Annotated in this window: 17 protein-coding genes and 1 tRNA gene; 10 read left to right on the top strand and 8 right to left on the bottom strand. The window is 67.1% G+C overall.

Going from position 1 to position 22,898, the window contains the following annotated elements; genetic code table 11:
* Positions 1–27: 27 nt before the first annotated feature.
* Complete coding sequence (locus TPR58_RS09550; protein WP_346246414.1) at positions 28–942, top strand: LysR family transcriptional regulator; 915 nt, start codon at positions 28–30, stop codon at positions 940–942.
* On the opposite strand, the gene TPR58_RS09545 is transcribed toward TPR58_RS09550, so the two are convergent.
* The 4 genes from TPR58_RS09545 to TPR58_RS09530 are packed head-to-tail and all read right to left on the bottom strand — an operon-like array spanning position 919 to position 4,452.
* Positions 919–1,308, bottom strand: a complete 390-nt coding sequence (locus tag TPR58_RS09545) for a dihydroneopterin aldolase (RefSeq protein WP_346246413.1) — start codon at positions 1,306–1,308, stop codon at positions 919–921. The genes TPR58_RS09550 and TPR58_RS09545 overlap by 24 nt on opposite strands.
* 3 nt (positions 1,309–1,311) lie before the next feature.
* Positions 1,312–2,166, bottom strand: coding sequence for a formyltetrahydrofolate deformylase (gene purU, locus TPR58_RS09540; RefSeq protein ID WP_346246412.1), 855 nt, complete (start codon positions 2,164–2,166; stop codon positions 1,312–1,314).
* A gap of 35 nt (positions 2,167–2,201) precedes the next feature.
* Entirely contained in the window at positions 2,202–3,494 is a 1,293-nt protein-coding gene (locus TPR58_RS09535; RefSeq protein WP_346246684.1) for an MFS transporter, read from the bottom strand.
* Positions 3,495–3,510: 16 nt separating this feature from the next.
* Positions 3,511–4,452: a bifunctional 5,10-methylenetetrahydrofolate dehydrogenase/5,10-methenyltetrahydrofolate cyclohydrolase gene (locus TPR58_RS09530; RefSeq protein ID WP_346246411.1), complete on the bottom strand. Its 942-nt coding sequence runs from the start codon at positions 4,450–4,452 to the stop codon at positions 3,511–3,513.
* Between the two features lie 78 nt (positions 4,453–4,530).
* Between TPR58_RS09530 and TPR58_RS09525 the strand changes: the two genes are divergently transcribed.
* From TPR58_RS09525 to TPR58_RS09505, 5 genes are read left to right on the top strand one after another with little or no spacing between them, the layout of a single operon-like run.
* Positions 4,531–5,235 carry an alpha/beta fold hydrolase gene (locus TPR58_RS09525; protein WP_346246410.1) on the top strand — a complete coding sequence of 235 codons (705 nt, stop codon included), beginning with the start codon at positions 4,531–4,533 and terminating at the stop codon, positions 5,233–5,235.
* A gap of 18 nt (positions 5,236–5,253) precedes the next feature.
* A complete protein-coding gene (gene desA, locus TPR58_RS09520) occupies positions 5,254–6,648 on the top strand; it encodes a syringate O-demethylase (RefSeq protein ID WP_346246409.1) in 1,395 nt (464 codons plus the stop codon).
* Positions 6,649–6,682: 34 nt separating this feature from the next.
* A complete protein-coding gene (locus tag TPR58_RS09515; protein WP_346246408.1) occupies positions 6,683–7,573 on the top strand; it encodes a methylenetetrahydrofolate reductase in 891 nt (296 codons plus the stop codon).
* Entirely contained in the window at positions 7,573–8,037 is a 465-nt protein-coding gene (gene ligA, locus TPR58_RS09510; RefSeq protein WP_346246407.1) for a protocatechuate 4,5-dioxygenase subunit alpha, read from the top strand. The genes TPR58_RS09515 and ligA overlap by 1 nt, the downstream gene beginning before the upstream one ends.
* Before the next feature lies 1 nt (position 8,038).
* Positions 8,039–8,887 (top strand): class III extradiol dioxygenase subunit beta, encoded by an 849-nt coding sequence (locus TPR58_RS09505; protein ID WP_346246406.1) that lies wholly within the window; start codon positions 8,039–8,041, stop codon positions 8,885–8,887.
* Positions 8,888–9,066: 179 nt separating this feature from the next.
* On the opposite strand, the gene TPR58_RS09500 is transcribed toward TPR58_RS09505, so the two are convergent.
* From TPR58_RS09500 to TPR58_RS09490, 3 genes are read right to left on the bottom strand one after another with little or no spacing between them, the layout of a single operon-like run.
* A complete protein-coding gene (locus tag TPR58_RS09500) occupies positions 9,067–11,025 on the bottom strand; it encodes a glycoside hydrolase family 3 protein (RefSeq protein WP_346246405.1) in 1,959 nt (652 codons plus the stop codon).
* Between the two features lies 1 nt (position 11,026).
* On the bottom strand, positions 11,027–12,388 hold the full coding sequence (locus TPR58_RS09495) for a spinster family MFS transporter (protein ID WP_346246404.1): 1,362 nt from the start codon (positions 12,386–12,388) through the stop codon (positions 11,027–11,029).
* Complete coding sequence (locus tag TPR58_RS09490; RefSeq protein ID WP_346246403.1) at positions 12,385–13,956, bottom strand: carboxylesterase/lipase family protein; 1,572 nt, start codon at positions 13,954–13,956, stop codon at positions 12,385–12,387. Before TPR58_RS09490 ends, TPR58_RS09495 begins: the two co-directional genes overlap by 4 nt.
* A 166-nt stretch (positions 13,957–14,122) precedes the next feature.
* Between TPR58_RS09490 and TPR58_RS09485 the strand changes: the two genes are divergently transcribed.
* The 4 genes from TPR58_RS09485 to TPR58_RS09470 all read left to right on the top strand — a co-directional run bounded on the left by TPR58_RS09485 (position 14,123) and on the right by TPR58_RS09470 (position 22,718).
* Positions 14,123–16,834: a glycoside hydrolase family 3 protein gene (locus TPR58_RS09485; RefSeq protein WP_346246402.1), complete on the top strand. Its 2,712-nt coding sequence runs from the start codon at positions 14,123–14,125 to the stop codon at positions 16,832–16,834.
* A gap of 129 nt (positions 16,835–16,963) precedes the next feature.
* Entirely contained in the window at positions 16,964–19,957 is a 2,994-nt protein-coding gene (locus TPR58_RS09480; RefSeq protein ID WP_346246401.1) for a TonB-dependent receptor domain-containing protein, read from the top strand.
* Between the two features lie 20 nt (positions 19,958–19,977).
* Positions 19,978–21,660, top strand: a complete 1,683-nt coding sequence (locus TPR58_RS09475) for a carboxylesterase/lipase family protein (RefSeq protein ID WP_346246400.1) — start codon at positions 19,978–19,980, stop codon at positions 21,658–21,660.
* A gap of 26 nt (positions 21,661–21,686) precedes the next feature.
* Positions 21,687–22,718 (top strand): LacI family DNA-binding transcriptional regulator, encoded by a 1,032-nt coding sequence (locus TPR58_RS09470; RefSeq protein WP_346246399.1) that lies wholly within the window; start codon positions 21,687–21,689, stop codon positions 22,716–22,718.
* A gap of 79 nt (positions 22,719–22,797) precedes the next feature.
* Here TPR58_RS09470 and TPR58_RS09465 read toward each other — a convergent pair.
* Positions 22,798–22,874: transfer RNA gene (locus TPR58_RS09465), tRNA-Trp, on the bottom strand.
* Positions 22,875–22,898 lie beyond the last annotated feature (24 nt).

The following is a 22,898-nucleotide window of genomic DNA, read 5'->3' as shown; positions in this document are numbered from 1 at the left end:
ATGCTAAATCACAAATGGAAATGATGGATGCGTCTCGATCAGTTTGACCTGAACCTGTTGATCGCGTTCGATGTCCTGATGGAGGAGCGCGGGGTCACCCGCGCGGCGGAGCGGCTCAACCTCACCCAGTCGGCGATGAGCGCGGCGCTCAAGCGGCTGCGCGAGGCGTTCGCCGACGATATCCTGGTCCAGCACGGGAAACGGATGGTGCCGACGCCTGGTGCGTTGTCGCTCGCGCCGCATGTCGCCGCGGCGGTGCTGAACCTGCGCGGCATCCTGGCCAGCGGCATGCGGTTCGATCCGGCGCAATCACGCCGCCGGTTCCGCATCGTCGCCTCGGACTATATCACGACGGTACTGATCGGTCCCGCGCTGCGGTCGCTCCAGCGCGAGGCACCGGGAATCCAGATCGAGATCACCTTGCCGCGGTCGGACATTCTCGAACAGCTCGATGATGGCGAGATCGACATCATCATCTCACCGGAACAGTTCCTCAGCCCGGTTCATCCGCGCGAACTGGTGTTCGAGGAGAAGCATGTGGTCGTCGGGTGCGCGAGCAATCCCGCGTTGCAGCGGCCGCTGGATGCCGAGAGCTTCTATGCCAGCGGTCACGTCGTCGTGAGCGTCTCGCGCGATGGCACCTTCATCGACAATTTCCTGCGCGGCAGTGGCGAGCAGCGCCGGATCGAGGTGATCTGCGCGTCGTTCACCCAGGTTCCCTGGATGCTGCCCGGCACCACGCGCCTCGCACTGATGCACGAGCGCCTGGCGCGTGAATTTGCCGAGCAATTGTCGCTCACGATCCAGGAAGCGCCATTCCCGCTGCCGGTCATGCGCGAGATGATGCAGTTTCACAGCGCCCGCGCCGACGACCGTGGGCTGTCCTGGCTTCGTCAGCAGTTGATGGCCATGACCCGGTCAGGCGAGCCCGCCGGCCGATAAGGCGTCGGCATTCGCGCCGGTGCGGTCCAGCGCGACCCGCGCGAAGGCCGTCCCGCTGGGCAGCGCATTCGGTTTCTCGATCAGGATCTCGACCGCCTCGATCTTCGGATCCTCGAGACACGCCTCGGCAAGCAGGCGACCGAAGGTCTCGATCAGCGCGATGCGATGGGTGCCGAGCGCCTTCGCCGCGTCGACCATCCGCTTATAGTCGAAGGTCGAATCGATCCGGTCCGCTTCCGGCATCCGGATCCGCAGCGTCCCGCTGATCCTGAGCAGTTGCGGCCGGCCGATCTCGTGGGCGAGCATGCCGATATCGGCAGTCACCTCGGCGTCGCGGACGCCGATGCTGATGAACCTGTCGGTCACGGATCAGTGCTTGAAGACGACCGTTTTGCTGCCGTTCAGCAAAATCCGATCCTCGACATAGAGCCGCACCGCGCTGGCAAGGACGCGCCGTTCGATGTCGCGGCCCTTGCGGACCAGATCGTCGGGCGTGTCGGTATGGCCGATATGCTCGACATCCTGTTCGATGATCGGACCTTCGTCGAGGTCGGCAGTCACGAAGTGCGCCGTTGCACCGATCAGCTTGACCCCGCGGTCATGCGCCTGATGATAGGGCTTGGCCCCCTTGAAGCCCGGCAGGAAGCTGTGGTGGATGTTGATGCACCGCCCCGCCAGGAACTGCGCCAGGTCGTCGGACAGGATCTGCATATAGCGGGCCAGCACCACCAGGTCGGCACCCGTTTCGTCCACCAGCCGCTTGATCTGCGCTTCCTGCTGCGACCTGGTTTCCTGGGTCACCGGCAGGTGGTGGAACGGCACGTCGCCGATCAGCGAGATCGTCAGCGCCTCGCGCGGGTGGTTGCCGATGATCCCGACGATGTCCATCGGCAGTTCGCCCAGACGGTTGCGGTACAGCAGGTCGCCCAGGCAGTGATCGAATTTCGACACCAGGATCAGGACGCGCTTGCGCTGGTCGCGCGGCCGCAGCGTGAGGTCCAGCTCGAAGCTCTCGACCGGCCCGGCCAGCCGTTCGCGCAGCCCGGCGACCGCGCCGTCCTCGATGTCGAACACGACCCGCATGAAGAAGCGGTCGGTCGGCACGTCGTTATATTGCTGTGCCTCGCGGATGTTCGCGCCGCTGTCCGCCAGCGCGGTCGTGATGGCAGCGACGATTCCGGGACGATCCTTGCTGGACAGGGTAATGATGTTCTCGGACGACATGAGGGCCCCTTGAGCGAGTGAGGTGGATGGCGCCGTCATGGGGTGGCGCGATGCGAAAGCGTGACCAGCGCCGCGGCGCCGACCAGTGAACCGAGCCCCATGGCGAGGGCGACGACCGGCAGGCTCCAGCCGCCGGCGAACAGGAACCCCGCGACGATCGGCCCCAGCGCCGCGCCGCCCCGGCCTATGCCGATGACCGCGCCGACCCCGCTGGCGCGCTGCTCGGCCGGGAAGCTGGCGGCGGTCAGCGCATAGATGCCGATGATGACGGCGTTTGTGCAGAAGCCGGCGATCGCCGCATAGAGCGACAGATGGGTGAGGTCGCCCGGGCTCTGGCCGAACAGCATGACCGCGCCGCCCGACAGGATCAGGAACGCGATCGTCAGCCGACGGACGTCGAATGCCGTCACCAGCGCGCTGAACAGCAACGCGCCAGCCGCGCCGCCGACATTGGTCCAGACCAGCACGCCGCCCGCCGACGATGCGGGGAAGCCCATGTCGACCACGACCTTGGGGATCCACTTCACCAGGAAGTAGAAGGTCATGATGTGCGCGAAATAGGCGAGCGTCAGGATGATCGTCGTCCGCGCCAGCGCACCGCGCCACACGGCGCCGCGCGGCGCGCGCGATGCGGGGGCAGAGGGTGCCGCGCGATCGTAACTCGAATGGCCGAGCTGCGCCATGATCCGGTCGGCCCGCGCCAGATCCGCAGGACGCCCGCGCGACAGCAGGAACTCGATCGACTCCGGTATCAGCCACCACGCGATCGGAAGGCAGGCCGCGGTCGCCAGCGCACCGAACTCGAACACCGCGCGCCAGTCGTGCGTCACCAGCAAGCCGGCTGCAATCGACCCGCCGATCACCGCGCCGATCGGATAGCCGCACGACATCAGCGCGACCGCCAGGTTGCGGCGGCGCGCGTTCGACGCCTCCGCGACCGTCGCGCTGATCGTGGCGAGCATGCCGCCGATCCCGATGCCGGTAAGCAGCCGCCAGAAGGAGAGCGCCTCGATCGAGTGCGCCCGGCCTGCCAGCGCCATGCCGGCAGCCATCGCGGCAAGGCATCCCAGAAGGACGGGGCGACGGCCGATCCGGTCGGCGACCTGTCCGATCAGGACCGCGCCCAGCGCCATGCCGATCAGCTCCATCGACAGCACGATGCCCAGCGCCGCGCGGTCGACGCCCCATTCGCCCGCGATGCCGGGGGCCGCGAAACTGATCGACAGCACGTCGAAGCCGTCGAGCGCGTTGAGGAAGATGCACAGCGCGATCGTTGCGATCTGGCGCCAATGCAGCGGGGATTTCAACAGGGTCTGGCGCGCGTCCATCGATCCGGGGCTCCCGTCAGCCGGCTTGCCGGCGATGTGATGGTCGCGAGCCAGACACCAGATCACCCGCCGCCTGCAAGGTATTCGCGAGCAGGCATGCGATCGTCATCGGCCCGACGCCGCCGGGCACCGGGGTGACGGCGCGCGCATGGCCCAGTTCGGCGGTCACGACATCGCCGACGATGCGGGTGCCGCCATCCTCACGGGGAACGCGGTTGATGCCGACATCGATCACGACCGCACCGGGCTTGATCCAGTCGCCGCGGACCAGAGCCGGGCTGCCCGCCGCCGCGACGACGATATCGGCACCCCGCACGATGTCCGGCAGGTTGCGGGTGGCGATGTGCGTCACGGTGACGGTGCATTCGCGCTCGAGCAGCAGCAGCGCGACCGGCTTGCCGACGATGTTCGACTTGCCGATGACGACCGCTTTCAGGCCGCGATACTCCTCGATCACGGTGTCGAGCAGCATCATGCAGCCCAGCGGCGTGCACGGTACCAGCCCGCCTGTGCCGGTCGACAGCCGTCCGACATTGACCGGGTGAAAGCCGTCGACATCCTTGGCCGGTGCGATCGCGTCCAGTACCGCGCCCGCGTCGATCTGCGCGGGCAGGGGAAGCTGGACCAGGATGCCGTGAACCGCATCATCGGCGTTCAGCTGCCCGATCAGCGCCAGCAACTCCGCCTCGCTGGTTTCCTCCGACAGCCGATGCTCGAACGATCGCATGCCGGCTTTCCCGGTCTGTGCGATCTTGCGCCTGACATAGATGTCGCTTGCCGGATCGCGCCCGACCAGGACGACGGCAAGGCCCGGCGTGACCCCCGTCGTGCGAACCATCGTTGCGACGTCAGCAGCGATCCGGGTGACGAGGCCGGCGGCCAGCGCGGTGCCGTCGATCAGGATCGACGGTCGCACGTCGGGGAGGTCGATGCGCGCTTCGGCTTCGCTGCTCCCCATGATCGGCATTCTTCCATTCGCTTATCGTCGGACATTTCGTCTAGCGGAGCGTCCGCGTTTCGTCTATATGAAGTTTTCATGAGTGCGAACGAAACCTCGACCATGCTGCTGTTGCCGGGATTGTGGTGCGACCGCGCCATCTGGGCGCCGCAACTCGACTCGCTGGCCCATTTGTCACCCATCGTCGCCGACTATGGCGACGCCCGCACCCTGACCGAAATGGCGGCCCGCACGCTGGCGATCGCGCCGCCGCGCTTCGCGCTGGCCGGGCACTCGATGGGCGCACGCGTGGCGCTGGAAATCATGCGGCAGGTGCCGGAGCGGGTCGAGCGGCTCGCATTGCTCGATACCGGCATCCATCCGGTGAGGCCCGGGGAGGCGGACAAGCGTCATGCCCAGCGCGACCTTGGCCGGATTCAGGGCGTCGAGGCGCTGATCGATGCGTGGCTGCCGCCGATGCTGATGCCCGCGCACCGCGAGGCCGCCGACATCGTCGAGCCGCTGCGCGCGATGTGCCGTCGCGGCGGACTGGCGATGTTCGAGGCGCAGATCGACGCGCTTCTGACTCGCGCCGATCCGCGCGACGTGCTGCCGAACATCGCCGTACCGACGCTGATCGGGGTAGGACGGCAGGATCAATGGAGCCCGGTCGAGCAGCACCGGGACATCGCCGCGGCGATCCGCGGAAGCGATCTCACGATCTTCGAGAACAGCGGCCACATGGCACCGGTGGAAGCGCCGGAGGCAGTTACCGCCGCGCTGCGCCGCTGGCTCGGACAATAGACATAATCAAGCGAAAGGATGACCATGAGCTCTCTTGAACAGGTTCTCGGCCAGGCAGGCGACATCGTCGATCTGCTGCGCAACCAGCAGACCGGCCCGAATGCCTATCCGGGCGTCCCGGCCGAATATTCCAACTGGCGCGAAGAACAATGGGCCTGGCAGCACAGCGCCGTCCTGTTCAACCAGTCCTATCACATGGTCGATCTCGCGATCGAGGGACCGGACGCTTTCGCACTGCTCAACTATCTGGGCGTGAACAGCTTCAAGGGCTTCACCGTCGACAAGGCCAAGCAGTGGGTGCCGGTCACCCCCGAAGGCTATGTCATCGGCGACGGTATCCTGTTCTACCTTGCCGAGAATTCGTTCAACCTAGTCGGCCGCGCGCCGTGCATCGAGTGGATCGAATATCACGCGGCGACCGGCAAGTGGGACGTCACGGTCGAGCGCGACGAACGCACCGCGATGCGCAGCGACGGCGTCCGCAAGTCGTACCGCTTCCAGGTTCAGGGGCCCAACGCCTTCAAGGTCATGGAGAAGGCAGTCGGCGGCGAAGTGCCGCAGCTCAAGTTCTTCAACATGACCACGCTCAAGATCGCCGGCAAGGATGTCCGCGCACTGCGTCACGGCATGGCCGGCCAGCCGGGCTACGAACTGTTCGGCCCGTGGGAGGATTATCGGGCGGTGCACAGCGCGCTGGTCGAGGCCGGCAAGGACTTCGACATGAAGCTGGTCGGCGGTCGCACCTATTCGTCGAACACGCTGGAGTCGGGCTGGATTCCGTCGCCGCTGCCGGCGATCTACACCGGCGAGAGCCTGAAGGCGTATCGCGAATGGCTGCCCGACACCTCCTATGAAGCCAAGGCATCGATCGGTGGCAGCTTCGTCGGCGCCAGCGTCGAGGATTATTACCTGACGCCCTGGGACCTGGGCTATGGCCCGTTCGTCAAGTTCGACCACGACTTCATCGGTCGCGAAGCGCTCGAGAAGATGGCCGAGGGTCCGCACCGCCGCAAGGTGACGCTGGCGCTCGACAACGAAGACGTGCTGCGGGTGATGAGCTCGATGTTCAGCAAGGGCGACCGCGCCAAGCATTTCGAATTCCCCTCCGCGGTCTATTCGATGCATCCCTATGACTGCGTCCTGGTCGACGGTCAGACGATCGGCCTGTCGACCTGGGTCGGCTATAGCTGGAACGAGGGGCGCATGCTGACCCTGGCGATGGTGGACGAGAAGTTCGCCGAGCCTGGCACCGAGGTGACCCTGTTGTGGGGCGAGCCCGATGGCGGCACGCGCAAGCCGACGGTCGAGCGTCACGTCCAGACCGAGATCAAGGCGGTCGTCAGCCCGGTTCCCTATTCGGAAGTGGCGCGCGACGCCTATGCCGAGAGCTGGCGCACGAAGCAGCCCGCCTGAGCCCTGACGCACAGCATCTGAAAGGGCCGTGATCGTGATCGAAGCACCGGTACACGGGATGAGCAAGACCTGCGCATTGATCGACCGCTGGTCGATCGAGATCACGGCCAAGGATGCCGAACGTATTGCGGAGGCGGCTGCCGTCATCCCGCCGGGGACGAAGGTGCCGGTCACCTTCCTGCCCGGCGAGACGTTCGAGGCGCGGGTCGCCACCGCACGCGCGGTGAAGGACCTGGGATTCGTGCCGATCCCGCACATCTCCGCGCGGCGGCTTCATTCGGAGGCCGAACTGCGCGATTTCCTCGCGGCGCTGCAGCGCGAGGTCGGCAACGACCACGCCTTCGTCGTCGCGGGTGATCCCTCGACGCCGATGGGTCCCTATCCCGATGCGCTGTCGCTGATCCGGTCGGGCATGCTCGCCGAACATGGCATCCGGCGCGTCGGCATCTCCGGCTATCCGGAAGGGCATGCCGATATCGGCAACGACAAGATCTGGCAGGCGACCCGCGACAAGCGCGATTCCCTGCTCCAGGGTGGCCACGACTTCGCGATCGTCACGCAATTCGGGTTCAACGCCGGCCCGATGCTCGACTGGGTCGAACAGGTCCGCAATGCCGGCATCGACGCGACGATCCGCCTGGGCATTCCCGGACCGGCGAGCGTCAAGCGGCTGCTCAGCTTCGCCGCCCGCTGCGGCGTCGCCGCTTCGGCGTCGGTCATGTCGAAATATGGCCTGTCGATGACCCGGCTATTGTCGACCGCAGGGCCGGACCGGCTGGTCGAGGAACTGGCCGAGCGCTTCGATCCGGCGCGCCACGGCGACGTGCTGCTGCATTTCTATCCCTTTGGCGGGCTGCGCGCGACCGCCGAATGGGTGCGCGACTTCCAGAAGAAGCATGGCTGCGAGCCGGGAGGGCAGGGCTGATGGACATCGCCGCCTATCTCGAAGAGCTCGAGGATATCCCGGGCACGCACGTCTTCACCGCCCGCCGTGCGCGCCAGGGCTATCATCTCAACCAGTGCTGCATGAGCCTGATGCATGCCGCGAACCGTGATCGCTGGCGCGCCGACGAGGCCGGCTATCTGCAGGACTGGAAGCTGAGCGACGGCCAGCGCGAGGCGCTGCTGGCCCGCGACTACGCCCGGTTGCTCGAACTGGGCGGCAACATCTATTTCCTCGCCAAGGTCATCGCCTCCGATGGACAGAGCTTCGTCCAGGGCGTCTCGACTATGTCGGGCATGACGCTGGAGGACTATCAGGCGATGATGGTCGCCGGCGGGCGATCGCCCGAGGGGCTTAAGTCGAAACGCGAACAGGCCGCGCTCGCCGCTGTGGCCGAGGCTGCAGGCGAGATCGCCAACAGCCCGATCGCCTCGGGAGCGCACTGAGATGGCACGCATCACCGCCGGCGTCGGCACCAGCCACGTCCCCGCGATCGGCGCCGCAATCGACAATGGCAAGACCGACGATCCCTATTGGCAGCCGGTTCTCGCCGGATATGAATGGACCCGCGCCTGGGAGCGCGAGACGGCCAGGCCGGATGTCGTGATCCTCGTGTTCAACGATCACGCCTCGGCGTTCGACATGCGGATCATCCCGACCTTCGCGATCGGGTGCGGCGAACGCTTCAAGCCAGCCGACGAGGGCTGGGGCCCGCGTCCGGTGCCGGTCGTCGAAGGCCATCCGGACCTGGCCTGGCACATCGCGCAGAGCCTGATCCTCGACGAATTCGACATGACCATCATCAACGAGATGGATGTCGATCACGGCCTGACGGTCCCGCTGTCGGTCGTGTTCGGACAGGTGCCCGAATGGCCGTGCAAGGTGATCCCGCTGGCGGTCAACGTCGTCACCTACCCGCCGCCCTCGGGCAATCGCTGCTGGGCGCTGGGCGAAGCGATCGCGCGCGCCGTCGCGAGCTTCCCGGAAGACCTCAACGTCCAGGTCTGGGGAACCGGCGGGCTCAGCCACCAGCTCCAGGGCACCCGTGCCGGATTGATCAACCGCGACTGGGACAATCGCTTCCTCGATCGCCTGGTCGGCGACAGCGACGAGTTGCGTCACATCCCGCACCTCGAATATCTGCGCGAGACCGGATCAGAAGGGATCGAGATGGTCATGTGGCTGATCATGCGCGGCGCGATGGGCAAGGCGACCCGTCAGTTGCACCGCCACTATCACGTCCCCGCCAGTAACACTGCGGTCGGCCATATCGTGCTGGAGCCTGCGCAGGGGTAGGGGCTCGACCGCGTCCGCGTCGATCGCGTCTTATCAACGCCGCGCGGCGCGTACAGCCTTTCCCAATCGTTCATCCTTCCGAGCTTGCGTAGATGATGCATCGGCCATCCGGGAGCGACACCCGGATGGCCGACGATCTTCCAGACCAGTTGGTCCGGGCGTGTCCGGAACCTCGCGCCTCAGCGGCCGCAGGCCTGCGCGGCCTGGCCAAAGCGCATGCCCGCACCGCGCGGGCACAGCGTGTCGCCGTCGTCCGCGACGGCCGGGTCCTGCTTCTCGGCGGCACGCATCGAGCGGGGCAGGGCAAAGGGCAGGCGACCCTCGGGCTTGGCCCGGCCGGTGACGACGTCGAGCACTGCCGTATCCGATGCGCCGAACACGGCGATGATGCTGGTGGCAGGTTTCAGCAGGTTGGTCAGGATCGCGGGGCGATCCATGTCGACCACCAGGATGGTCGGGACACGCTTTGCGGCCGCGGCCAGCACTGCGTCATATGCCGGATTGCCGGCGCGGAAATCCAGCCGTCCCTCGTTCTGCCGGTTTCCGAAGAAATGATGGGGGTGGAGCTTTTCGGACGGGGTCGGCGTGCGGATGATCGCGAGATCGGCCTGTGCCAGTTCAGCGACCGGCTCGAATCCGGCGGCGCGCGCCGCCGAGTCATCGACCCCGTTCAGCCAGACGCGCCGCTTCTCCGCGGCGAGCGGCAGCAGCGCACCGCGATTCTGGAGCAATACCTGGGCGCGGCGCTGCGCGGCATCCGCCGCCGCCTGCGACTGCGCATTGCCGACCGTCCGTGCGGCTGCGGCGGGATCGACATAGGGCGCGTCGAACAGGCCCTGTTCGAACTTCACGCTCAGGATCCGGCGAACCGATTCGTCGATCCGCTCGACGCTGACCTCGCCCGCCTCGACCGCACGCAACAGCGCGCCGGGATCGTTCACGCCGCCGAACTGGTCGATCCCGGCATTGACGCCCTTGGCGAACCGCGCCTGCTGGGACAGCGTCTCGACGCCCCAGGGCATGCCTATCGCGGCGGCGGTCTGCGGTGCCGCGGCGGTAGGTGCCGAACATGCGGCGGGGCAATCGTTGGTGATCGCCCAGTCGGACACGATCAGCCCGCGATATCCCTTGTCATGACGCAGGAGCCCGTCGAGGATCTGGCGGCTGAACCCCGCGCCGACCGGCTCGAGCGGCTTCCCGTTCAGCGTGACCCCTTCGATGATGCCATAGGTCGGCATGATGCCCGCGGTTCCCGCCGCGATCACCCCGTCAAAGGCGGCGACATGGTCGGCAAAGGTTCGGTTGGCGAGCTGCAGCGTCTTGCCATAGGCATTGTGGCCGTCGAACCCCTTGGGCGCGGCGCCATAGCCCACCCAGTGCTTGACCACCGTCGCGACCCCCTGACGCGTCAGATGATCGGGGGCACCCTGGAATCCCTCGACATAGGCGGCCGCGAGCCGCGATACCGCAGCGGAATCCGAGCCGAAGGTCGCGGTCACCCGCGGCCAGCGCGGTTCGGTCGCCAGATCCGCCTGGGGCGACAAGGCCATGTGGATACCGACCGCGCGATATTCGCTCGCGGCGATCCGGCCGAAGTTGCGGACCACGTCCAGGTCGCCGATCGCGGCCAGCCCCAGCGTCTCCGGCCATAGCGAGAAGCCGGCGCCGACCGTGCTCGCGCCCAGCACGGCCTGGAAATGGTTGCGAGGGTCGGTGCTGATGGTGACGGGGATGCCGAGCCTGCTTTCCGCAGCGATGCGCTGGACCGCATTATTGGCCTCGGCAAGCTTCTCCGGCGGCAGCACGAGCCGGGTGATGAAGCTGGAAATCCCCCGCTCGCGGATCAACTGGGTGACCTGGGCGAGGTCATAGCCTTCGTTCGAAGTGCCGGTGGCCGACCCTTTTGCGGGGAGCGTGCCGTGCATCATCGTGCCGACCTTTTCCGCCAGCGTCATCCGGCCGAGCAGGTCGGCGACGCGCGCATCGGTCGGCTGGCGCGGATCCTCATAGGGATCGATGATCCCGTTGCGGTTGAGGTCGCGCGGCGGCGGTGTCTCGTCGGCGGTCGAGGGCCGGGCGGCGGCGCATGGGCCGAGGGCGAGCGCCGCCAGGGCGAGAAAGCAGAGCGGTCGGTTCATATCACTTGTCCTGGAAGAATGGGCGTGAGCGCAAGGTCGGGGCTGCGTCGCGCAGCCCGCTCATGCCGATGACGAGAAACAGGAGGGCCAGCGGCGAGGCGATCGAGCAGATGAGCGCGATCGCCTCGGGAAGCCGGTCCGGGTCGGCAAACCAATAGTCGGTCATCAGGGCCACCGTGGTGGGGCCGAAGATGCCGCCGAAGATGTTGATGAGAAGCAGGTAGAGCGCGGAGGTGCGCGCCCGCATCCGGTTCGGGGTCAGGTGCTGCAGCGTCGCATGGCCGCCGCCGAAGCTGAACCCCGCGAAGAAATTCATGACCCCGATCAGCGCCAGCGCGACGCCGGCCTCGCCGACCAGCGGGAAGGCGACCGACAGCGGCACCATCGCCGAGAAGCCGATCAGCGCGGTCAGGATGCTGCCGTGATGCCCGCTGCGCCTTTCGAAGAAGGTCGATGCGAACCCGCCGGACAAGGCGCCGACCGTACCGCAGCCAAACACGACGAGGCCGTACCGCACGCCGATCTCGCTGGTGGACCAGCCATATTCGCGGGAGAGCAGGGTCGGGATCCAGGCGCCGGTCGCGTTGCCGACGAATACCATCAGCGCGAAGCCGAAGCCGATGCCGAAATAGGCGCGGGGCCGCGACCCGATATGCGCCAGCACCGCCCGCAGCGTGACCAGCGGCACCGCGACCGCCGGTCCGCGGCGATGCGGCTCGCGAACGCTCAGCATCAGCGCGGCCAGGAACAGGCCCGGAATGCCGAGCAGGACGAACAGCAGCTGCCAGCCCCGCATCGCGCCGGCCAGCGGCAGCTGGAAGGTCGCATCGGGCGGCACGACGGTCGACAGGGCGCCGCCGATCACCAGCGCGAGCCCGCCGCCGACATAGATGCCCATCTGGTACACGCCCATCGCCGCGGCCAGCCGGTGCCGCGGAAAATAATCGGAGAGCAGCGAATAGGCGGCGGGACTGAGCCCCGCCTCGCCGGCGCCGACTGCCAGACGTGCGGCAAACAGTGCCGTGAACGACCGTGCAAAGCCGCAGGCGGCGGTGGCTGCGCTCCACCACAGGATCGCCCCGGTGACGATCCAGGTCCGGCTCGAACGGTCCGCAACCCGCGCGAGCGGGATGCCAAGCCCCAGATACAGCAAGGTGAAGCCCAGCCCGTAGAGCAGGCCCATCTGCGTATCCGACGCGCCGAGATCGTTCTGGATCGGCTGCACCACCAGCGCCAGTGCCTGTCGGTCGACAAAGGCACAGGTATTGGCGAGCATCAGGACGATCGCGACATACCAGGCCCGGCGCGGGGCGGGCCAGAGCGGGTCGTCGGCGCAATCCGGGACTGGAGCGGCAGGGGTCACTTCCGCGACTTGTCTCGCGCAGATTCGGCCACCCGCTCGGCAAGGTCGAGACGCTCGCGCCACGGATCCGCACCGGGCGTCGGACCGTTCGCGGTGAAATCCATCATCGGCCGCACATCGTCCCGATAGACCGGCCAGTCGGGCAATCCGACGCCATTGGGCGTCCCGGTCCGGGCGAAATTGACGAAATAGGCACTCATCGCCCTTGCCGCCCGGTGATCGGCCGGCGTCGTCTTGCCGGGATAGCGTGCCTCGATCGTCCGAAAGAAGAACGGGATCTCCGTGGCATGGGGCAGGCCGTCCTTCCACTCGGCGCGCATCACCTCGGGGACATAGCCGGCACGGTAATTCCAGGCGGGCTGTCCTGCCCTGGTCATCTGCTGAACCATGAACCGCGCCGGTTCGACCATGCCGGCATCGGCGAAAATCGCCCGGCGCTGCGCGGCGGGATCGCCCGCCAGCGGTCGATAGGCCACCCGCGCCCTTGCCGCATCCGCGCCGAACCGTGCGAAGACATCGGGCTCGTCCGCCGGGCCGAAGCCGATATCGGCGGAGTTGGCGCCGGCGATGAACGGCACCGCGGCGGCATTTCCCGCGCGATAGACCTGTTCGGGCGGCGCGATCAGCAGCATGCCGTCGAGCATCGGGCCCGATGCGGGCGCAACCGGCTTCTGGCCGATCCCGATCCCGGCCACCACTTTCTCCGCCGGCAGCGCCCGCAGTTCGGCGAGCGTTCCGCTGCCCGTGCCGGGCACGCCGGCCCAGCGCGCGAAGCCAAGTCCATCGCGCTCGGCGCTTTCGCCGGCGCTAGCCTCTGCCCGGATCGGCTTCATCGGGCGCGAGCGTCCGCCGCCGGACATGACGATCGCCTTCTGGAACAACCCGCGCGCCATTGGCGTGGTCATCAGCATGTTCACCGACCCGCCGCCCGCGGATTCGCCGAACACGGTCACGTTGTTGGGATCCCCGCCAAAGGCGGCGACATTGCGCTGGACCCAGCGCAGCGCGGCGATCTGGTCGAGATAGCCGTAATTGCCGAGCAGGCCGTTATCTTCATTGGCTTCACTCAGCGCGGGGTGTGCGAAGAAGCCGAAGCGGCCCAGCCGGTAGTTGAAGCTGACCAGGATCACGCCCTGACGCGCGATCTCGGACCCGTCATAGACCGCCGGCGAGGCGCCGCCATTGACCAGCCCGCCGCCATAGATCCACACCATCACCGGCAGCTTCGCGCCGGCGCGCGCGGTCGCGGGACGCCACACATTGACGTACAGACAGTCCTCGGCCGGCGGAGTGCCGAGCGGCGCTGCGTCCCCTGCGAACGGGATTTGCATGCAGTCGTTGCTGAACGCCGTCGCGGGACGGACGCCGCGCCACGGCTTCACCGGTTGCGGTGCGCGCCATCGGAGATCGCCGACGGGCGGCGCTGCAAAAGGGATGCCTTTCCACGAGGCGACGCCGCGCACGGTCGAACCGCGGACGGAGCCGGAATCGGTGTCCACCACCTGTGCCAGTGCCGGAGCGGCAAGCGTCAACGCCACCGCCGAACCCCAAATCGCCCATGGTTTCATTGCAATCCTCCCGCTGCGGTCAGGGGCGTTATCGCCCTCGAAACTTCATATTGCCACAACCCGTGCTACCAGCTATTAGCGCTAAAAGTAAGGGGGTAATTCAGCCCCCGCGACTCCCCGGAAGAGGGAGATGGATAAGCCCGCAAGGGGTCGGACGGGGAGAGGAATGAAGGGTATCGGCCGTCGCTGGCAGCTGCTTGGCGCTTGCGCAATGCTGCCGTTCGCCGCCCCGGCATCGGCTCAGCAGTCGACTGGCGACCTTGTCGCCTGCAACGCCGCGCCCGGCGAGACGCGACCATGGCTGAACCCCGCCCATTCGGCCGAATGTCGCGCCGAATTCGTCCTGCGAACCTTCGATACCGTCGAGGCCAAGCTTGCGGTGCTGACCGCCGGCGCAGGCCGCGGAACCGACTGGCTCACCGCGCTCGGCCTGCCGGCGTTGCGGGGTGGCGACGGACCTGCCGGCATTCGCAACGGCGGCGTCGGCGTGACCTCGTTTCCTACGCCGCTGACCGTGGCGGCCAGCTTCGATCGCGCGACTGCGACGCTCTATGGCGACACGCTGGCGCAGGAGTTCGTGGACTTCGGCTTCAACCGGATGGGTGGGCCCGCACTGGACATCGCGCGCAGCTGGAATTTCGGCCGCGTGTCGGAAAGCTTCGGAGAGGATCCCTTCCTGACGGGCGCGATCGCGGCGCCGCAGGTGCGGGCGATCCAGGGCCGGCACGTCCTGTCGATGGTGAAGCACTACGCGGTCTATACGCAGGAACAGGGTCGCGCCGGCGATCATCCGCTGCGCACCAGGCCGGCAGTCAACGCCGTCGTGTCCGAACGCGCGATCCGTGAAATCTACCTGCCCGGTTTCGAGGCGGCGATTCGCGAGGGCGGGGTCGGCCAGGTGATGTGCTCGTTTCCGCGGATCAACGGCGTTTATGCCTGCGAACACCCGCAACTCCTGGGCATCCTGAAGCAGGAATGGGGATTCGACGGCCAGGTGGTGCCCGATTTCCCCGATGCGCAGCGATCGATCGTCGCCGCCGTCGCCGCCGGGCTCGATGGCGGCTATATGGTCGGCCAGGCGCAACAGCAGGCGGGACCGGGCGGCTCGCTGGCCACGGTCACCGACAACAGCTTCAACGGCGAGGACCTTCGCGTCGCCGTCGCGAAGGGCGAGATATCCACCGCGCGGGTCGATGACCTGATCCGACGCCGGCTGGTGCCGCAGTTCAGGATCGGCGCGTTCGACCATCCCGCAACCCGCGTCGCCGCGGATGTCAGTACGCCCGAACGCCGGCGTGTCGCCGCCGAGATCGTCGCGCGCGGGGCGGTGCTGCTCAAGAACGAGGGCGGGATTCTGCCGCTCGCCGCCACTGCGAAGACGATCGCGGTCATCGGCCATCAGGCAGGTCCGGGCGCCGTGGTCGCCGAGATGGGATCCGCTCATGTCGCACCGATGCACCTCGCGCCGGTGCTGCCGGCGATCCGGCAGCGCGCGGGCACGGCCTCCGTCCTTCATGCACCGGGAACGCTCGGTCTGGACCGGTTGCCGCTGGTGCCGACCGGCATGGTGCGCGGCGCGGGCGATGCCGCCGGCTTCACCGCCGAATATTTCGCCAACGCCGATCTGGACTTCGCCGGCAAGCCGTTCCTGTCCCGCCAGGAAGCCGCGGTCGACAATCTCACGATCCCGACCGATGCGGCGTTTCCGGCGAACCGCGCCTGGTCGGTGCGCTGGCGCGGCAGCTTCACGCCGACCGAGGACGGCATCCAGCACTTCACGCTGGCCGGGTCGGGAACCGCGCGGCTGTTCGTCGACGGCACGCTGGCCGGCAGGTTCGACAACACCGATTTCGGCGACACGATCTATGCCAACGTACCGATGCGCGCCGGGCGGCCGGTGGCGATCCGGGTCGAATGGACCCCGCGCGTCACCTTCCGCCAGGCAGCGGTCGATGATTACGGCACCACCCTGGGGCCGGCGCTTCGGCTGGGATGGGCAGGACCCAACCGGCTGATCGACGATGCGGTCGCGGCTGCGCGCGCGTCGGACGTCGCGATCGTGTTCGTCGGGCACCGCGTGGGCGAGGGCATGGACCGGCAGTCGCTCGCCTTGCCCAGTGATCAGGACGCACTCATCCAGGCGGTTGCGGCCGCCAATCCGAATACCGTCGTCGTGCTCCAGACCGGCGGCCCTGTGACGATGCCGTGGTTGCCCAAGGTCAGGGCGGTGCTGGAGATGTGGCTACCCGGCGATGCGTTCGGCCCGGCTGCGGCCGCGCTGCTGTTCGGCGATGCCGAGCCTGGCGGGCGGCTTCCGGTGACCTTCCCGCTGGACGAGAGCCAGGGGCCGGCACGGCGGCCCGCGGAATATCCCGGCCGGCTTTCGCGCAGCGGCGCTCTGGACGATGTGGTGTTCGCCGAAGGGCATCTCGTCGGCTATCGCTATTGGGACGCGCACGGTCAGACCCCCTTGTTCCCCTTCGGTCACGGGCTTTCCTACACCCGGTTCGACACCATGGTCGGCGCGGTGCGCCAGCAGCCCGACGGACGCGTCGCGCTGGACGTGACCGTCCACAACGTCGGGGGGCGAACCGGGTCCGAGGTGATCCAGGCCTATGTCGGGCTGCCCGCCAGGACCGGCGCCGCACCGCGCCAGCTCAAGGGTTTCCAGAAGGTCACCCTCATGCCCGGCGAACGCCGGACCGTCACGATCGACCTGCCGCGAGATGCGTTTCACCATTGGGACGAGCGCCGCCATGCATGGATGCGCGAGGCCGGCACGTACAGGATCATGGTCGGGCGATCGTCGCGAGACATTCTTCATACCGCGACCATTCGACTGCCCGCCGATCGCGGCAGGCCTTCGGGAGGCCCATAACGACGGGGCCGCCGATCTGCGCGGTTTCCACCACATCGAATTCGACCGCCGGGTCCCCCGTTCGAACGGGGCCGGAGGCGATCCACTGAAACGTCAATAACCAGAAACCAAAAAACCGGGGAGTTGAATATGTCGCATAAATCGATCGCACTGCTGGTGGGCGTCAGCCTGTTTGCCCTGCCTGGCATCGCCTATGCCCAGGATGCCGTTCCGGCCGAAGACGTGGCCACCAGTACCGACCAGTCGACGTCCGTCGATGACGCCGGCGCGCCGGCGGAGGAAATCGTCGTTACCGGGTCGCGCATCGCGCGCAGCGGTGCGCAGGAGCAGACGCCGGTGACGATGGTCGCCGTCGAGGACCTGCAAAAGGCTGCGCCGACCAACATTCCCGACGCGCTCAACCAGTTGCCGCAGTTCCAGGGGTCGCGCTCGACTACCGGCGGCTCGGGCAACAACGTGCTCAGCAACGCCAATCAGCCGCGCGCGGGCAACTATCTCAACCTGCGCAATGTCGGCTCGCAGCGCATGCTGGTGCTGCTCAACGGCCGTCGCGTGCCGCCGACCTCGTTCGAGGGTATCGTCGACACCAACACGATTCCGCAGGGCCTGGTCCAGCGCGTCGACGTGGTCACCGCCGGCGCCTCCGCCGTCTATGGCGCGGACGCGGTCAGCGGCGTGGTCAACTTCATCCTCGACACCAAGTTCCAGGGCGTGCGCGGCTCGCTCCAGAGTGGCGTCACCGAGCTTGGCGACGGCTTCAACTGGCGCGGTTCGCTGGCGGGCGGCACGTCGTTCGCGGGCGGGCGCGGCCACATCGTCGCGAGCTATGATCACTTCGACAGCGACGGTGTCGGCAGCAAGGCGGACCGGCCCTATCTCTACGAGCCGCTCTACTTCCTCGCCGGGCGCGGCACATCGGCCGATCCCTTCCGCACCGTGACCAACACCCGCAACATCGGCTACACCCCTGGCGGCCTCATCACCGGCGCTTCGAATGCGGCGGCGCAGGCCCGGTTGCTGAATCTCCAGTTCCTCGACAGCCAGACGACCCGCGCCCTGGTGATCGGGGCGCCGACGCAGCAGGCCAATGTCCGCATCGGGGGTGAAGGCGCGGTCGGCATTCCCGAAACCGTACTCGCCGCCAAGCTGCGGACCGACCAGGCATTCACCCATGTCCGCTACGACCTGAGCGATACCGTCACCGCCTTCGTCCAGGGGTCCTATTCGAAGGCGTACAACCAGTACGACACGAATTTCGACAGCCGGACCGGTGCGCAGGGCTTCACGATCTTCCGCGAGAATCCCTATATCCCGACCGCCATCCGCCAAGTGCTGACCGACACGAACGCGGCGAGCTTCACCTTGTCGCGCCAGCTCAAGGACTTCCCCGTCAATCGCACCGAGACCGATACCCGGTCCTGGACGACGACCGCCGGGTTCGAGGGCAAGGTGAGCTTCCTCGAGAATGGCCGCTGGGATGCCTATTACACCCATGGCGATTCACGACTGAACACCCGCCAGGTGCAGAACGAGAACCGCAACCTGTTCGCTGCGGTCGATGCGGTCGACGAGGGGCTGTTCCGCACCGGAACCGCGAACGGCAACATCGTCTGCCGCGTCACGATCACCAATCCGTCGCTGGTGCCGGGTTGCGTCCCGGTGAACCTGTTCGGCAACGGCACGCCGTCGGCCGCCGCGGTCGACTTCATCGCCGGATATACGGAGTTCGAGGTCACCAACAAGCTCGACGAGTTCGGTGCGAACTTCAGCGGCTCGCCCTTCTCGACGGGCGCCGGCCCGGTCGGGTTCAACGTCGGCGTGACCTATCGCCGGCAGAGCCTGCTCGAGACCAGCAACTCCGATCCTTCGATCCGGGTCGACTATACCGGCGGTTCCGATCCGCGCACCCCTGCCACCTATACGGGCATCCGCGGCGTGCCCGGCCTGACCGCCGCGCTGCCGACCCCGCCGGCACGCTTCAACTTCACCAATGTCGGCACCGCGAAGGGATCGACGGAGACGAAGGAAGTCTATGGCGAGTTCGTGCTGCCGCTGCTGCGCGACGTCCCGCTGTTCAACTATTTCGAGCTGAACGGCGCGCTGCGCTACACCGACTATTCGACCAGCGGCGGGATCGAGACCTGGAAGATCGGCGGGATCTGGGAGCCGATCGACGGCGTCCGCTTTCGCGCGACCTATTCGAAGGACATTCGCGAGCCGACCCTGTACGATCTGTTCGCCGGAACCCAGATCAACCCGTCCTTCTATGACGACCAGGGGTTCACCAACCAGAATCTCGCCACGCTGTTCGTCAGCGGCGGCAATCCCGACCTGAAGCCGGAACAGGGACGCACGCTCGCATTCGGCGCGGTGCTGACTCCGCGCTTCCTGCCGGGGTTCAGCGCATCGGTCGACTATTACCGGCTCAAGATCGAGGACGCGATCGGCACGATCGGGCCGAACGTCATCCGCGACCAGTGCCGCGCCAGTGGCGGTACCGATCCGCTGTGCGCGCTGATCGTCCGACCGGGTCCGATCACCGATACCTCGCCGGCCAATTTCCCGACCGAGGTGCGCCAGTATCCGATCAACATCGCGTATCTCGAGACCGAGGGCGTCGATATCGACATCAGCTATCGCCTGCCGCTGTCGAAGCTGTCCAACGGTCTGACCGGCACGCTCTCGCTGCGTGGCATCTCGAACTACACGCCGCGCTACGAAACCAATGCCGGTGCCGGTTCGGCCACGTTCGATCTCGCCGGCACGGTGGGTCGTTCCAAGTGGCGGCACACGATCACCGCCAGCTATGACGATGGCGGTCTGGGCCTGTTCCTCCAGGCGCGCATCATCGGTGCGGCACAGCGCGACACGGCCAAGAACACGAACCAGGTCTATGTCGAGAATACCGTCGCGGCCGAGACCTATCTCGACTTCACCATCGATTACGACATCACCGTCGGCAGCCGCCGGATGACGCCGTTCTTCACGGTGAACAACCTGCTCGACAATCGTGCGCCGATCGTCGCGATCTCCTTCATCCCCGGCGTGCTGATCCCGACGGAGAGCGGGACCTACGACATCCTGGGGCGTCGCTTCACCGCAGGCGTGCGCTTCAACTTCTGATCGTTCGGGGAGAGATCCAGATGACTGACAGGGAATTCGGCGTCGATCGCCGCAACATGCTCGCGCTGGGCGGCCTTGGCGGCCTGGCGACGGTTGCCCCCGGAATCGCCCGGGGGGAATCGGTACAGCAGGCCAACAGCGCCGTCCGCGCCGGGGTTCGAACCCCGGCGCAGGATGTGGTGCCCACCCGCTGGGGGCCGGTCCGGGGCTATCGCCTCGGCCGGATCCACAGCTTCAAGGGGATTCCCTATGCAGGCGACACGGGCGGGGCGGCGCGGTTCTTGCCGCCCGCCGACCCCAAGCCGTGGACCGCGCCGTTCGGCGCGATCGCTTACGGTCCCACCTGCCCGCAAGGCGAGAACCGCCAGTGGAAGATGCCGGAATTCAACTTCCTGCTGCAGTGGGACAATGGCCTGACCGGGGAGGATTGCCTGTGCCTCAACGTCTGGACCCCGGCCATCAAGGACAATGGCAAGCGTCCGGTGATGGTGTGGATGCATGGCGGCGGCTTCTCCGGCGGATCGGCGCAGGAACTTCCCGCCTATGACGGCGCGAACCTGGCCGAGCGCGGCGACGTCGTCGTCGTCTCGGTCAATCACCGCCTCAACGCTTTCGGGTTCCTCAACCTCGCCCATGTCGGCGGCGACGCCTATGCCCTGTCGGGCAATGCGGGGATGCTCGACATCGTCAAGGCGCTCGAATGGGTGCGCGACAATATTGCCGGCTTCGGCGGCGACCCTGGCAACGTGACCATCTTCGGCCAGTCGGGCGGCGGGAGCAAGGTGACGGCGCTGATGTCGTCCCCGGCGGCGCGCGGCCTGTTCCGCAGGGCGATCGTGCAGAGCGGCGGCGGCTTCGGTCGCTGGTCCACGCCCGAGGCGTCGCAGCGGTCGGCCGACGCGGTGCTGGCCGAGCTGTCGATCGGGAAATTCTCGCGAGAGGCGCTGGCGAAGGTTCGCGCGGTCGATCTGGTCGAGGCGATGGGACGCGCGGGCGAGAAGATGCGCGCCGCGGGACAGCCGTTCGGAATGGGGCCGGTCGCGGACGGGCAGTTCATCGTTCGCGATACCGGGGCACCCGGCCTCTCGCGCGATATCCCGATGATCATCGGTGCCAACGCGACCGAGCGCACCGTCGCGCTATGGGACCCCAATAACGAGAACATGACCGAGGACCAGCTTCGCGCCCAACTCGAAAAGGAGTTTCCGGGCCATGGCGCGCGGCTGCTTCAGGTGTTCCGTGCCCGGCGTCCGAATGCGAAGCCGATCGACATCTATGCCCTCGCGGCGTCGTGGACCTTCGCGGGCGGATCGACTGCCCGCCAGGTTCATCAGCGCAACGCCCAGGCGGCCGGTGCCGCGCCGACCTACCGCTACGAATTCGCCTGGTACACGCCCGCGCTCGATGGACGCCCGCGGGCCTATCATTGTGCGGAGCTTCCCTTCGTGTTCAACAATGCCGAGCGCACCAACGCCTCCGCGGCCGGCGGTGCCGAGGCGATCACGCTGGCGCATCGCATGACCGATGCCTGGATTGCGTTCGCCCGCACCGGAAATCCCAACCACAAGGGGATTCCGCGCTGGGAACCGACATCGGCCGAACGCTGGCCGACAATGGTGTTTGACGCGAAAGTAAGCGTTCGCGATGATCGTCAGTCGACGGAACTGCTTGCACTCGAGGCAACGGCACCGCGCGGACAATGATGCGGATCGGGGCGGGATAGATCATCATGACGCGGGCGCCGCGACAATCGAGCAACGCGGTCACGATCGCCATGGTGGCGCGCCATGCGGGCGTGTCCACCATGAGCGTTTCGAACGTCGTCAACGGGCGGCATGTGCGGGAAAGCACGCGCGAGGCCGTGTTGCAGGCGATAGAGGCGCTGAACTATCGCCCGAACCCCGCCGCACGCGCGCTCGCCAGTGCGTCGGCACACCGGATCGGGCTGATCTATCCCAACTCGCAAAGCCCCTATCTTAGCGCGGTGCTGGTCGGGGCGCTCGACGCGACGACTCGGCTCGGCGCGCAACTGCTGATCCGCGGGTTCGATCATGAGGGTGCGGAGGAGCCCGTCGACGCGGTTCGCGAACTGGCGCGCAGCGGGGCGAACGGACTGTTGTTGACGGCGCCCTTGTGCGAACGGCTCGACGGGGTCGCGATGCCCGATCTCGCGCATCTCCCAATGATCGGGCTCTCTCCGGGCAGTGCGCTCGAACATACCGATTCGGTTCGGATCGACGACTTCGCCGCGGCGCGCGAGATGACCGACTTCCTCGCGCGGCGCGGGCATCGGCGGATCGGCTTCATCACCGCGCCGCCGACGCATATCGTCAGCCGTACCCGGCTCGCCGGCTATCGCGCGGGACTGACCGACAACGGCATCGAGATCGACGAGCACCTGATCGAAGCGGGATCGCTGACCTACGAGTCCGGGCTGGTCGCCGCGGAAAAGCTGCTGTCCCTCGCCGAACGTCCCTCCGCGATTTTCGCCAGCAACGACGACATGGCGGCCGCCGTCATCTCGGTTGCGCACCGGCGCGGCATTTCCATTCCCGACCAGATCGCGGTCGCCGGGTTCGACGACAGCCCGTTATGCGTCAAGATCTGGCCGACGCTGACGTCCGTCCGGCAGCCGATCGCGGAAATCACCGCCCATGCCGTGGGGAAGCTGATCGAACGGATGGCCAATCCCGACCGCACGGAGCGCAAGCCGGTTACCGCCTATCTGATGCATGAACTGATCGAGCGCGGATCGACCTGAGCGCCGCCTCCTGTGGAAATTCTTCCAGGGAAGGGCGCGGCAGCAAGCCCCGAACGGGGGCGTCAGCGAAAGTGCGGAATGGCAGGGGAGCTCGGACTCGAACCGAGGGCCTTCGGTTTTGGAGACCGACGCTCTAACCAACTGAGCTACACCCCTGTGCGGAACGCGGCTTTAGCCGTA

This window comes from Sphingomonas rustica (assembly GCF_039652585.1).
Taxonomy (GTDB): domain Bacteria; phylum Pseudomonadota; class Alphaproteobacteria; order Sphingomonadales; family Sphingomonadaceae; genus Sphingomonas; species Sphingomonas rustica.
This window is presented reverse-complemented; position numbering and strand designations above follow the sequence as displayed.

What these genes read in the sequence shown, in the direction of transcription:
- TPR58_RS09550 (WP_346246414.1), top strand. Translation starts at nt 28, where the DNA reads ATGCGTCTCGATCAGTTTGACCTGAACCTGTTGATCGCGTTCGATGTC.
- purU (WP_346246412.1), bottom strand. Translation starts at nt 2,166, where the DNA reads ATGTCGTCCGAGAACATCATTACCCTGTCCAGCAAGGATCGTCCCGGA.
- TPR58_RS09535 (WP_346246684.1), bottom strand. Translation starts at nt 3,494, where the DNA reads ATGGACGCGCGCCAGACCCTGTTGAAATCCCCGCTGCATTGGCGCCAG.
- TPR58_RS09530 (WP_346246411.1), bottom strand. Translation starts at nt 4,452, where the DNA reads ATGGGGAGCAGCGAAGCCGAAGCGCGCATCGACCTCCCCGACGTGCGA.
- TPR58_RS09525 (WP_346246410.1), top strand. Translation starts at nt 4,531, where the DNA reads ATGAGTGCGAACGAAACCTCGACCATGCTGCTGTTGCCGGGATTGTGG.
- desA (WP_346246409.1), top strand. Translation starts at nt 5,254, where the DNA reads ATGACCATGAGCTCTCTTGAACAGGTTCTCGGCCAGGCAGGCGACATC.
- ligA (WP_346246407.1), top strand. Translation starts at nt 7,573, where the DNA reads ATGGACATCGCCGCCTATCTCGAAGAGCTCGAGGATATCCCGGGCACG.
- TPR58_RS09505 (WP_346246406.1), top strand. Translation starts at nt 8,039, where the DNA reads ATGGCACGCATCACCGCCGGCGTCGGCACCAGCCACGTCCCCGCGATC.
- TPR58_RS09500 (WP_346246405.1), bottom strand. Translation starts at nt 11,025, where the DNA reads ATGAACCGACCGCTCTGCTTTCTCGCCCTGGCGGCGCTCGCCCTCGGC.
- TPR58_RS09490 (WP_346246403.1), bottom strand. Translation starts at nt 13,956, where the DNA reads ATGAAACCATGGGCGATTTGGGGTTCGGCGGTGGCGTTGACGCTTGCC.
- TPR58_RS09485 (WP_346246402.1), top strand. Translation starts at nt 14,123, where the DNA reads ATGAAGGGTATCGGCCGTCGCTGGCAGCTGCTTGGCGCTTGCGCAATG.
- TPR58_RS09480 (WP_346246401.1), top strand. Translation starts at nt 16,964, where the DNA reads ATGTCGCATAAATCGATCGCACTGCTGGTGGGCGTCAGCCTGTTTGCC.
- TPR58_RS09475 (WP_346246400.1), top strand. Translation starts at nt 19,978, where the DNA reads ATGACTGACAGGGAATTCGGCGTCGATCGCCGCAACATGCTCGCGCTG.
- TPR58_RS09470 (WP_346246399.1), top strand. Translation starts at nt 21,687, where the DNA reads ATGACGCGGGCGCCGCGACAATCGAGCAACGCGGTCACGATCGCCATG.